The organism is Microbacterium sp. W4I20 (assembly GCF_030816505.1).
Classification (GTDB): Bacteria; Actinomycetota; Actinomycetes; order Actinomycetales; family Microbacteriaceae; genus Microbacterium.
In genome coordinates this window covers 72,728-84,482 of record NZ_JAUSYB010000001.1, presented here as the reverse complement: position 1 = coordinate 84,482, position 11,755 = coordinate 72,728, and the positions used below count along the sequence as shown (strand labels likewise).

The 11,755-nt window shown below is 68.3% G+C and carries 14 protein-coding genes and 1 pseudogene; all 15 read right to left on the bottom strand.

Going from position 1 to position 11,755, the window contains the following annotated elements:
• Positions 1-40: 40 nt before the first annotated feature.
• On the bottom strand, positions 41-1,117 hold the full coding sequence (locus QFZ21_RS00415) for a hypothetical protein (RefSeq protein WP_307373245.1): 1,077 nt from the start codon (positions 1,115-1,117) through the stop codon (positions 41-43).
• Positions 1,092-1,697: an RNA polymerase sigma factor gene (locus tag QFZ21_RS00410; RefSeq protein WP_307373244.1), complete on the bottom strand. Its 606-nt coding sequence runs from the start codon at positions 1,695-1,697 to the stop codon at positions 1,092-1,094. The genes QFZ21_RS00415 and QFZ21_RS00410 overlap by 26 nt, the downstream gene beginning before the upstream one ends.
• Before the next feature lie 40 nt (positions 1,698-1,737).
• Complete coding sequence (locus QFZ21_RS00405) at positions 1,738-2,868, bottom strand: hypothetical protein (RefSeq protein ID WP_307373242.1); 1,131 nt, start codon at positions 2,866-2,868, stop codon at positions 1,738-1,740.
• Positions 2,865-3,212, bottom strand: coding sequence for an RNA polymerase sigma factor (locus QFZ21_RS00400; protein WP_307373240.1), 348 nt, complete (start codon positions 3,210-3,212; stop codon positions 2,865-2,867). Before QFZ21_RS00400 ends, QFZ21_RS00405 begins: the two co-directional genes overlap by 4 nt.
• Positions 3,213-3,229: 17 nt before the next feature.
• Positions 3,230-3,463: an RNA polymerase sigma factor gene (locus tag QFZ21_RS00395; RefSeq protein WP_307373239.1), complete on the bottom strand. Its 234-nt coding sequence runs from the start codon at positions 3,461-3,463 to the stop codon at positions 3,230-3,232.
• 31 nt (positions 3,464-3,494) lie between these two features.
• Entirely contained in the window at positions 3,495-4,094 is a 600-nt protein-coding gene (locus QFZ21_RS00390; RefSeq protein WP_307373237.1) for a GNAT family N-acetyltransferase, read from the bottom strand.
• A gap of 48 nt (positions 4,095-4,142) precedes the next feature.
• Complete coding sequence (locus tag QFZ21_RS00385; RefSeq protein ID WP_307373236.1) at positions 4,143-5,063, bottom strand: RluA family pseudouridine synthase; 921 nt, start codon at positions 5,061-5,063, stop codon at positions 4,143-4,145.
• 2 nt (positions 5,064-5,065) lie between these two features.
• Positions 5,066-5,623 carry a signal peptidase II gene (lspA, locus tag QFZ21_RS00380; RefSeq protein WP_373425986.1) on the bottom strand — a complete coding sequence of 186 codons (558 nt, stop codon included), beginning with the start codon at positions 5,621-5,623 and terminating at the stop codon, positions 5,066-5,068.
• A 96-nt stretch (positions 5,624-5,719) separates the two neighbouring features.
• Positions 5,720-6,334 (bottom strand): DivIVA domain-containing protein, encoded by a 615-nt coding sequence (locus QFZ21_RS00375; RefSeq protein WP_307373235.1) that lies wholly within the window; start codon positions 6,332-6,334, stop codon positions 5,720-5,722.
• Positions 6,335-6,491: 157 nt separating this feature from the next.
• Positions 6,492-6,788 carry a YggT family protein gene (locus QFZ21_RS00370; protein WP_307373234.1) on the bottom strand — a complete coding sequence of 99 codons (297 nt, stop codon included), beginning with the start codon at positions 6,786-6,788 and terminating at the stop codon, positions 6,492-6,494.
• 3 nt (positions 6,789-6,791) lie between these two features.
• Complete coding sequence (locus QFZ21_RS00365; protein WP_307373232.1) at positions 6,792-7,271, bottom strand: cell division protein SepF; 480 nt, start codon at positions 7,269-7,271, stop codon at positions 6,792-6,794.
• Positions 7,272-7,313: 42 nt separating this feature from the next.
• Positions 7,314-8,024: a YggS family pyridoxal phosphate-dependent enzyme gene (locus QFZ21_RS00360; protein WP_307373229.1), complete on the bottom strand. Its 711-nt coding sequence runs from the start codon at positions 8,022-8,024 to the stop codon at positions 7,314-7,316.
• Complete coding sequence (gene ftsZ, locus QFZ21_RS00355; RefSeq protein ID WP_307373227.1) at positions 8,021-9,172, bottom strand: cell division protein FtsZ; 1,152 nt, start codon at positions 9,170-9,172, stop codon at positions 8,021-8,023. Before ftsZ ends, QFZ21_RS00360 begins: the two co-directional genes overlap by 4 nt.
• Before the next feature lie 179 nt (positions 9,173-9,351).
• Entirely contained in the window at positions 9,352-10,323 is a 972-nt protein-coding gene (locus QFZ21_RS00350) for an FtsQ-type POTRA domain-containing protein (RefSeq protein WP_373425985.1), read from the bottom strand.
• A gap of 3 nt (positions 10,324-10,326) precedes the next feature.
• Positions 10,327-11,728 (bottom strand): annotated as a pseudogene (gene murC / locus QFZ21_RS00345) (UDP-N-acetylmuramate--L-alanine ligase).
• Positions 11,729-11,755 lie beyond the last annotated feature (27 nt).

Below are 11,755 nucleotides of genomic sequence, written 5' to 3'. Positions count from 1 at the left end.
ACCCCGACATCGGAGGCCGATGACGGGGTCGGAACTGGCACTACGAGGCCGGAGCCGAGCCCACCACGGAGGTGACGACGCGCGTCACGGATTCCTGGGTGTCGCCCGCCGGACCACCCGACCCATAGTTCTCAGCGATCGAGAGGACCAGTCCTTGATGCGTGTCGATCACGATGGTCGTGGTCCGATGGCCCGGCACGACGTACTGCAGCGTCGCGGACGCGCTGTCCTCCGCCACGACCTCGAACCCGGGCATGAGCGCGATCGCCCGGAAGAAGGAGGCCCGAAGATCGGCGGGCATCAGATTGATCGCCGAGGGATCGGAGAGCCCCGCCGCGACCCATCGATCAGCCTCCGTCCCCGTCATCCCTGACTGCGCGCGCAGCCAGTCGAGCAGCGCCTGCGGCTCTCTCGGCATCTCGGCATAGAACGGGCGGTAGCGGTCCGCCAGATACGGCATCGGCGGCGTATCACCGCCCTCGGCCAGATACTCTCCCGCGGGAAGTGTCTCGACGACGCCCCGACCCGTGCCCTTCGGGCCCGGACTCAGAGACCACGCGTCGGCAGCCTCCGCACCGCGTTCGCCGAAGGACTCGATGACCTCCGCGTGACCCCAGTCGTAGAACCAGTCGGTCGAACGATCGGCGGGAACGTAGAGCACGCGGGTGTCGCGGACGAGGACCGCGGCATCCGCACCCGAGCGGGAGGCGTTGAACGCGTCGGTGTTCTCATCCCCGTCGTCCGCCCAGGCCGAGTTCCAGAACTGCAGGTGCTCTCCGACCGTCTCGATCCGCAGAAACTGCCCCGGGGACAGTGAAGCATCCTGCGCATCGACGGTCGCCGTGGCCGCGTGCTCGAGGATCTCTGCGGCCGCGGCGTCGGGGACGGCCGGTGGCGCCAGGACAGACCCGACGATGATCGCGGTCACCGCGGTGCTGGCGACGAGGCCGCCGATCCCGACGCCGGCCCAGATCCGCCGGCGTGGCCGTCGCGCGACCTCGGGGCGCGCGCTCCGTGCGGTCTCCCGCATCAGCGCCTGTCGTGCGACGCGCACGCTCTCCTCCGAGATGCGCGCTTCGTCGATCCCGATCTCACCAACTCGTTCCATAAGCAGCATCGCTCTCCTCCTTCTTCATCCAGGTCAGTCGGGTCGCACCGTGAGAACCGGGGGGCGCGAGCTTGCGTCGGACGCGGTTCAGTCGGGACCGAACGGTTCCGACCGGCACGCCCAGCGCGTCGGCGATCTGTTCGTAGGTCAGGTCTCCCCACGCGTGGAGGAGCAGTGTGTCCCTCTCTCGCACGCTCAACGCGGCGATCCGCGGAGCCAGGGCTCGCAGTGCCGCGTCGGCATCGAGACGCGCGTCGGAGATCAGATGCGGCGCTTGCTCCTTCACACCGTCGGCTGATGCCGACGCTTCGAAAGCCCTCCACTGCCGCGCTTCGGCTGCGCGATGGCTCTTGACCATTCGCGTGGCGATCCCGAGCAGCCACGGCCGCGCGGACGCGCTGCTCGTATCGAAAGCGGCGCGTCGCCGGAAGGCGACGAGGAACGTCTCGCTGAGGACGTCGTCGACCGCGTCCGCGCCGATTCGGCGGCGGATATAGCCGCCGACCGGCCGGACGTGCCGCTCGAAGATCTCGGAGAAGGCCCCGGGCTCTTCGAGCGACCGCTGAATGATCTCGCTATCCGTGCTCACACTAGGTATTGCTCCGGAATCCGAAGGCGGTTCCAAATACTCATGGCAGAGAGTCGACGACACTCATCTCGAACGTCATACGGGAATCGGGAACGTCGCCCGGAATCAGCCCTTCCCCGACATCGCTGGTATCCGTGGTCTGCGTCACGATGCCCGTCGCCATGTCGATCGTCAGCGTGAACCGCCGCAGCGACGTCTGCCCGCTGTCCGGGGCGCCGAGCTGAGAGTCGAAGGTGACGGTGCGTCGGCCGCCCTCTTCCGCCGCTACCGTGGAGCCGGGAAGGAGGCTGAGTGCGCGGTACATCGACGCACGCATGTCCGGATCCCCGACATTGTGCGACAGCAGACCGATGAGCAACCACCCGACCTTCCCGTCGGCCCATCCCGACGCATCCGGGCCTTTGTAGTCCCGGATCCACGCGATCATCGCTTCCGGGTCGCGCGGCATGTTCTCGAAGAACCACAAGACGTCTTCAGCACCTCCCTCGGAAAGCCGCGGCGCCTCCGTGGGCGCAACCTGACGCGCTGGGCCATAACCCTGCAGTGCCCCAGCCTGCTGCGCGCGGGCCTGTGCTTCGTCGCCGTAGACGCTGCCTGCCGTGGGCGCCCCCCATTCCGTGTACCACTGGGCTCGGAGATCGGAAGGCGCATAGTCGGCCCCGTCGAGGCCGATCGTCCACGCACTCGACGCCGTCGCGCGCGAAGCGCTGTATCCCGGTTGCCCCGGGTAGCCGAGTGCGGCATCGAAGACACCCAGAATCTCTGCCTTCCACGCACGCCGCAGGTACTGCCCCGGAGCCAGCACGGGCGGTGCGAATCCAGCCGCGGCGCTCGCCGCGCCCGCCAGCACCTCCTGCCCGGTCATGGGGGTGGGAGTCGGGGTCGGCGCCGGGCTCGGCACGATCACCGAACCGGGCTCGCGCGTGGGCACGGCCTCGACCGTCGGTGTCGGCGCCGTCAGGTTGCCGACCACCAGCGCGCCGGCGGTGACGGCAGCCGCCGCGCCCACCAGGCTCGCAGCCACGATCCACGGCCGTCGCGCATCCCGCGACCCGGCGGGTCGCCGGACCTCCTGGATCTCGTACAGCAGCCGCGCGCGTGCCGCGAGGATGTTCTCGTCGGCTCCGTCGATCTCCGGACGGGTCTCCTGCACCCTCTCGAAAACGTTCACCGGACTCCCCCTGCTCCGTCTGCCTGCGCCGGAATCTGTGTCTGTGCGTGCGCCTTTGCTCTCCGTGCGGGATCCAATCGTCGTCGGACGCGGTTCAGCCGCGATCGAACCGTTCCCACGGGCACGCCGAGCGCCGCGGCGATCTCCTCGTAGGTCAGGCCCTGCCAGGCGTACAGCAGCAGGGTCTCGCGATCCTTCGGTGCCAACGCCGCGATCCGGGCTTTCAATCCCGCGACCTCACGCTCCGCGTCGATCTTCGTCATCGCGTCGTCGACTCCGCCCTCCGAAGAGTGCTCCTCTCCCGAGACGGATGCCGCGAACGAGCGCCAGTGCTTCGCCTCCACGGTCCGATGCCGGCGGATCAGTCGAGACGCGATGCCGAACAACAGGGGACGGCGGATTCGACTCCGGTGTCGAAGTCGGCACGACGGCGGAACGCGACGAGGAACGTCTCACTCAAGACGTCTTCCGCCGCATGCTGCCCGACGCGATACGTGGCGAAGGAATTGACCACGCGCGCATATCGGTCGAACAACTCGGCGAAGGCTGCCGGTTGATCGAGCGACCGCCGGATGATCTCGCTGTCTGTGCTCACGCTGTGTATTGTCCGTGCGGCGACAGACGGTTCACGTTTTCTTCGACGACTTCTTCGAGCCCGCGAGATCGAGCCGCATCAGCACCCTCGGGAAGCCATCCAGCACCGATTCCGTGTCCGCTGCCTTGGTGAACCCCGCGTCCTCGAACAGGCGTCGTGTGCCGACGTAGGCCATCGTCAGGTTGACCTTCTCCCCCTTGTTGTCGACCGGATAGCCCTCGATCGCGGGGGCTCCCCGCTTCTTCGCGTAGGCGACCGCGCCCTCGATCAGCGCGTGCGAGATCCCCTGCTTGCGGAACCCCGGCCGTACCCGCACGCACCAGAGCGACCAGACATCGAGATCGTCGACGCGCGGGATGAGACGGTTGCGCGCGAAGCTCGTCTCGCTGCGCGGATGCACCGCGGCCCACCCGACCGGTTCGCCGTCGAGGTAGGCGATCACGCCCGGGGGAGGGTCCTGATGACAGAGCTCGCGCACCTTCGCGGCCCGGTCCGGTCCCTTCAGGGAGAGATTCTCCTTGTTGCCGATGCGGTAGCTCAGGCAGAAGCAGACATTCGACGTCGGCTTCTTCGGACCCACCAGCGTCGCGACGTCGTCGAACTCGGTGGCCGGACGAACCTCGATGCTCATGCGCCCAGTGTCCCCCACCGATGCGACATCGCGGTGGAGAAGCGCGGACTACTCCCCGCGGAGCACGTCCAGCGCGTGGCGGAAGTCCGCCGGATACGGCGACTCGAACTGCACCCAGTCGCGCGTGGCCGGGTGGGAGAACGCCAGCTTGTGCGCATGCAGCCACTGACGCGTCAGGCCGAGCCGCGCTGACAGCGTCGGATCGGCGCCGTAAAGCGGATCGCCGACGCACGGATGCCGGTGTGCGGCCATGTGCACGCGGATCTGATGCGTGCGGCCGGTCTCGAGATGGATCTCCAGGAGCGACGCACCCGGGAACGCTTCGAGCGTCTCGTAATGCGTCACCGAGGGCTTGCCGTCGGGGACGACCGCGAACTTCCAGGAGTGGTTCGGATGCCGTCCGATCGGGGCGTCGATCGTCCCGACCAGCGGATCCGGGTGGCCCTGCACCACCGCGTGGTAGATCTTCTCGACCGTGCGCTCCTTGAACGCGCGCTTGAGAGCCGTGTACGCCGTCTCGGTCTTCGCGACCACCATCAACCCGCTCGTACCGACGTCGAGGCGGTGCACGACCCCCTGTCGCTCGGGGGCTCCACTCGTCGCGACGCGGAAGCCGGCGGCCGCCAGCGCACCGACGACCGTCGGACCTTCCCACCCGACAGAGGGATGGGCAGCCACGCCGGACGGCTTGTCGACGACGACGATGTCATCGTCGTCGTACACGATGCCGAGATCGGGCACCGGGATCGGCACGATCCGGGGTCCTTCCTTCGGCTGCCATTCGACCTCGAGCCAAGCGCCACCGCGCAGGCGGTCGGACTTGTCGAGAGTGACGCCGTCGAGGCGCACTCCCCCGTCAGAGGCGATGTCGGCGGCGAAGGTGCGCGAGAAGCCGAGCATCCGCGCAAGGGCGGCGTCGACGCGCTCACCGTCCATGCCGTCCGGGACGGGGAGGGAGCGTGATTCCACGGTCAGCGGCCGTCCGTCGACGACGCATCGTTCGTCGACGCGATGTCGGCGTCGGCCGCATCGACCGATACGGCGTCATGTTCCGAGGCCACCGCAGCAGCCTCGGCCTGCTCATCGGTCTCGACCGTGGGGTGGTCCCGCTCGCGGGTACCGTCGAAGCGGAGTCCGACCACGACGAGGAGCGCGACCGAGATCATGCCCGTGACGATGAAGATGTCGGCGACGTTGAAGATGGCGGGCATCATCCACGGCATCGAGATCATGTCGACCACACGGCCGTTGCCGAAGCCGGGGTCACGCAACAGGCGATCCGTCAGGTTGCCGAGTACCCCGCCGAGCAGCGCACCGAGCACGACGGCCCACCACCGTGAGCGAAGACCGAACGCCTTCCAGATGATGATGACGGCAACCACGCTCAACGCGATGGTGAAGATCCAGGTCACGTCGCTGCCGAGCGAGAAGGCAGCACCAGAGTTGCGGATGTAATACAGCTGAAGGAACTCACCCAGCACCGGGACCGCCTCATGAAGGGGCAGATTCTCGACGGTGAGGTACTTCACAAACTGATCGGCGGCCAGTACGAACGCTGCGAGAACCGCAACGATCGCACCGGCCGCCGACCGACGAAGGGGACGGCGTCCTGACAAGAGGGCGCCTTACAGACCGATCGCGGAGACCGGCGTGGAGTCCGTGGAAGCCGACTTCTCGTCGAGGTCGCGGAGCTGACCCTCGATGTAGCCGCGCAGCTGCGAGCGGTAGTCGCGCTCGAAGTTGCGGAGCTCGGTGATCCGGGCCTCGAGCGTGTTGCGCTCGCGCTCGAGGCGTGCTGCCTCTTCGCGCTGCTTGGCCTCGGCCTCGGTGCGGATGCGGTTGACCTCGGTCTCGGCGTCGGCGATGAGCTGGTTGCGCTTCGCCTCACCCTCGGCCACGTGCTCGTCGTGCAGGCGCTGGGCCAGCTCGATGATGCCGGCGGTCGCGGTGGCGGATCCGGTCGGTGCGGGCTCGGCGGGAGCCTCGGCGACGGGAGCGGGCGCAGGAACCTCGGCGACAGGCGCGGCGGGAGCGGCTGCAGCCGGCTCAGCGGCCTCAGGGGCATCGCCGGACTCGTACGCGGCCAGCTTGGCCTTCAGCTCGGCGTTCTCTTCGAGGGCCTTACGCCACTCGATGACGATCTCGTCGAGGAAGTCGTCCACCTCGTCCGGGTCGAAGCCGTCCTTGAAGCGGACGTGCTGGAACTGCTTGGTGACGACGTCATCCGGGGTAAGTGCCATGATGGCTCCTCTTTCGATGAGTTCGGTTGCCAATTACAAAGTATGGCGTGGTCGTGATCTGGCGCGAACCCGGGGCGCGCACCTCTGAGCCAGCATAGCCCCCGCGCCATTGCGTCGCGATGTCACGACACCCGGAGCGCGAGAAGTCCCAGCCGGCTCAGATGAACAGGCTGACGATGTTCATCAGGATGAAGACGATCAGCATCGTGATCGCGAATCCGAAGTCCAGCGACAGCGAGCCGATGCGCAACGGAGGGATGATCCGCCGGAAGAACCGGATCGGCGGATCGGTGACCGTGAACACGGCCTCGGCGGCGACCAGGCCGAAGCCCTTGGGTCGCCACTCCCGGTTGAACATCGGGATGTAGTCGAGGATCAGGCGTGCGAAAAGGACGAAGACGTACAGCAGCAGCACCAGGTGGACGATGCTCGCGACGACGGAGACAAGCTCCACGGGCTACGACTGGTCGAAGCCCGCAGACTCGGCGTCTGCGTGTGCGATTCCCCCGTGGCCCGAGATCGCGATGTTCTCCGGTGACAGCAGGAACACCTTCGACGTCACGCGCTCGATACGGCCGTAGAGGCCGAGCGAGAGACCGCTGGCGAAGTCGATCAGACGACGCGCGTCGGCGTCGCTCATCTGGGAGAGGTTGATGATGACCGGCACGCCCTCGCGGAAGCTCTCAGCGATCAGCTGCGCGTCGCGGTACTGCTTGGGGTGCACGGTGAGGATCTCGTTCACGGTGCCGGCCGCCGGCTGGCGAACCGCCACCGGGCGACGGAGGGGCGTGACGGGAGCCGGAGCCGGCTCCTCACGGTCGCGGTCGCGATCGCGCTCACGGTGGGCGCGGGCCGGGGCCTGCGTCTCCTCCTCGTAGACCTCTTCCTCATCAGCGAGGCCGAGATACACCATGGTCTTCTTCAGCGGGTTACCCATCGTGTCCTCCGGTTCGAACGTTTGGGGTGGTCTGTTCACAGGTTAACCCCGGTCGGGCCGGGGTCCGGTGATTGCGGAGCCGATCCGCAGGTGTGTCGCGCCGGCCGCGATGGCCTCGGCGAAGTCGCCGGTCATGCCGGCGGAGATCCAGGTGGCCGATGGGTCCACCGTGCGGACCTCGTCGGCGGTGCTGCGGAGGCGCGCGAACGCGGAGGCGGGTTCCTCATCGAGAGGCGCCACCGCCATCACTCCGCGCAGCCGCAGGGAGGGCAGGGTCAGGACGTGCTCGGCGAGAGCCGCCGCCTCCGCCGGTGCGACCCCGCCGCGGGCGGCATCGTCGGTGAGGTTGATCTGCACCAGCACGTCGAGGACGTCGTCGCCCTCCGCGGCGCGATGCAGGGCGTCGGCGAACTTCTGGCGATCGACCGAGTGCACGGCGTCGGCGGAGCGCCGGATGGCAGCAGCCTTGTTCGTCTGCCCCTGACCGATGAAGTGCCAACGCACATCCAGGTCCGCGAGCGCGGCCTGCTTCGAGGAGAGCTCCTGCTGACGGTTCTCACCGACCTCCTGCACACCTATCGCGCGCAGGTCCCGCACCAGGGAGGCGGGGTGGAACTTGGTCACCACGATCCGGGTGAGCTCCCCCACGTCCCGCCCGGCACGGCGCGCGGCGTCGGAGATCCGTTCGTCGATCTCCGACAACCGCGCAGCCAGCTCCGCCTGATCCTGCGTCGGGACGGGCGCAGAGGTCACTTCAGGAATTCAGGGATGTCGATGTCGTCGTCCGCGAAGGCCGGCTCGATGCTCGTGGCCGGGACTCGCTGCTGCGTGGGCTGCGACTCCGGAGCCTTCTCGCTCGGGGACGGCTCCTTGTCCTCGGTCAGCGCGACCTCGGGGAGGGACGTGGTGGTGGCGGGCCGGGAGACGACCATCGGGTCGAGACGCAGCGAGGGCTCGCCGCCGTCGAAACCGGCCGCGATCACCGTGACGCGCACCTCGTCGCCGAGAGTGTCGTCGATGACGGTACCGAAAATGATGTTCGCCTCCGGGTGCGCGGCCTCCTTGACGAGGTCCGCGGCATCGTGGATCTCGAAGATGCCGAGGTTCGACCCACCCTGGATCGACAGCAGCACCCCGTGAGCGCCCTCGATGCTCGCCTCCAGCAGCGGCGATTCGACAGCGAGCTCGGCGGCCTTGATCGCACGATCGGCGCCGCGGGCGGAGCCGATGCCCATGAGCGCGGAGCCCGCACCCTGCATGACCGACTTGACGTCGGCGAAGTCGAGGTTGATGAGGCCCGGCGTCGTGATCAGGTCGGTGATGCCCTGCACACCGGCGAGGAGCACCTGGTCGGCGGTCGCGAAGGCCTCGATCATCGAGATGCCGCGGTCGCTGATCTCGAGGAGGCGGTCGTTCGGCACCACGATGAGGGTGTCGACCTCTTCCTTCAGCTTCGCCACTCCGGCCTCGGCCTGGCTCTGACGACGACGACCCTCGAACGAGAACGGCTTCGTGACGACACCGATGGTCAGGGCGCCGATCGACTTCGCGATGCGCGCGACGACGGGGGCGCCGCCGGTTCCGGTGCCGCCTCCCTCTCCGGCCGTGACGAAGACCATGTCGGCACCGGTGAGAGCCTGTTCGATCTCCTCCGCGTGGTCTTCCGCCGCGCGGCGGCCCACCTCGGGGTCTGCGCCGGCGCCGAGGCCGCGCGTCAGTTCGCGGCCCACGTCGAGCTTGACGTCGGCGTCGCTCATCAGGAGCGCCTGGGCGTCGGTGTTGACGGCGATGAACTCGACTCCGCGGAGACCGAGATCAATCATGCGGTTCACGGCGTTGACGCCGCCACCGCCGACGCCGACGACCTTGATCACAGCGAGGTAGTTCTGGTTCTGGCTCATGGCCGGCCTCCGATTATTCGAGCCTTGCGGTCTGTGGTGAGAAGGCGGGTGAACCTTAAACCTCAACTAGAGGTGTAAAGTGTTTCCCGGTATTGCCTTCCCTCTGATCGAAGGTAAGCGCCGCATGCCCTCGCGGGCGCGAGGACACGGGCGTGTCGCGCCATTCCCGCCGAAAGCCGTCAGCCGACGACGGCGAGGTGGGGAGAAGTGACGTCGATCGATGACGCGTCGGGGTTGACGCGCATCGTCGTGGAGAGCGCGAGCGCCTTCAGACCCGAATCCTCGGCGCTCCCCCACACCACCGTGAGGCCCGTGTTCAGCGTGAGCGTCACGTCGTCGACGGTGGTGGCGGAGACCCCGGTGAGCAAGGCGCGGACATCGGCAGGGAGCGACCGCACGACCAGTCCCGCGCTCTCGAAGGCCGCGGAATCGCTGCCGCCGGCGACATCGATGAGCGGTTGCCCGGCGGGCTGGTCCGAGGTCGTGGAGAGGGCCACGCCTGCGGCATCGACGAGTGTGTAGCCGGCATCCGACCGGATCACGCCGACGGGTGTGCGCTCCTTGATGCGCACCGTGAGATCGTGCGGCGGTCTCGCCTCGAGCGCATACGTCTCGATGAGCGGGAACGCCAGCAGCGCCGCCTTCACCTCGCTGGCGTCGACGAGCGCGAGCGGGGTGCCGAGCTGACCGTCGAGCGCGGCCTCGATCACCGCGGGATCGAGAGTCGTGGCGCCGGCGACCGTGATCTTCTCCACCGCGAACAGCGGGCTGTACGCGGCAGCGACGCTGCCTCCGATGAGCAGCAGGACGGCACCGACCGCGCTCAGCCAGAAGATCCTGCGACGCCGCGATCGCTGCGTGAACCGTCGGATCTCGGCGCGCAGCGCCTTTCGCCTGGCGCGGGCGGCACGCCACACGTCCCTGGTCGAGGTGAGCCGAGGAGCCTCATCGCCGTTCGGCGAGGGCTCTCCCGCCGGCGCCTCACCCTTCGACCGACCGAGCGTGTCCTCCGCGATCGGGACGACGTCGTCCGACACCGGCACGACCTGCGCCTCGCCGCGTCGCCGCCGGATCGTCCGCACGTCCGGCGACGCGGCATCCTGCTGCCCCTGCGTCTCCGGGGTGGTCGGAAGTGGGGCGGGCCGGCGCATGCGTCACGCCTCGTCGGAGCGGCGGAGCGAGTCGAGGACCTGCGGGATGATCTGGTAGACGTTCCCGCAGCCGAGCGTGATCACGAAGTCGCCGTCGCGTGCCACCGAGGCCGTGTAGTCGGCTGCCTCCTGCCAGTCGGCGACGTAGTGCACGTGTCTGCGGGTCGCGGAACGCGTCGCTGACCAGCTCGCCGGTGACACCGGGGACCGGATCCTCGCGGGCGCCGTATACGTCGAGCATCACGGTGTGATCCGCGAACTCCTCGAGGACATCGGCGAATTCCTGGAACATGTGCTGTGTGCGTGAGTACGTGTGCGGCTGCTGGATCGCGATGATGCGGCCCGTGCCCGCGACGCTGCGCATGGCCTCGAGGGCCGCGCGAACCTCTGTCGGATGATGCGAGTAGTCGTCGTAGACCGTCACGCCGCGCTCGACGCCGTGCTGCTCGAGACGACGCACCGTGCCGGCGAAGCCTTCGACGGCGCGCACGGCATCGGCGAGCGGATGACCGAGAGCCCGCAGGACCGTGACCGCGCCGGCAGCGTTGATCGCGTTGTGCACGCCGGGGACCGCGAGCTGCATGCGCACGCTCTCGCCATCGTGGGTGATGGTCGCCGCGACCGGGCCTGCGGCGACGATGTCGGTGACTCGCACGTCGGCATCTTCGGCCTGGCCGAAGCTGATCACGTTCGGGTGCGAGACCCCGGCGCGGACGCGGAGGGCTCCGGCGTCGTCGCTGGAGATGACGACCGCCTCGGATGCGGCATCCGCGAACCGGACGAACGCGTCGTGGAACGCCTCGTCCGAGCCGTAGTGATCGAGGTGGTCCGGATCGACATTGGTGATCAACGCGACCGCGGTGTCGTAGAGCAGGAAGGTGCCGTCCGACTCGTCGGCCTCGATCACGAACAGGTCGCCGCTCCCGGTAGCGCTGGAGGTGCCGAGCTGCTCGATCACGCCGCCGTTCACGAAGTGCGGGTCTGCGCCGAGTTCGCGCAGGGCCGTGACGATCATGCCGGTCGAGGTCGTCTTGCCGTGCGCGCCGGCCACCGACACGAGACGACGGGTCCCGATGAGCCAGTGCAGCGCCTGCGAGCGATGGATGACGTGCAGCCCGCGCTCTTTCGCCGTCACGAACTCGGGGTTCTCCGGCCAGATGGCTCCGGTGTGCACGACGGTGTCGGCATCGCCCAGGTGCGCGGCGTCGTGCCCCACGTGCACCGTCGCTCCGGCGGCGGCCAGCGCCCGCAGGTTGTCGCTGTCGGCACGGTCGGTGCCGGAGACGCGGATGCCGGCGTCGAGGAACATCCGCGCGAGGCCGCTCATGCCGGAACCACCGATGCCGATGAAGTGCGCGGCGGTGATCGTCTCGGGGATCGGGAGGGAGAGGTCGGGTCTGATCATGTCGGGTTCAGTCTACTTTTCTCGAGT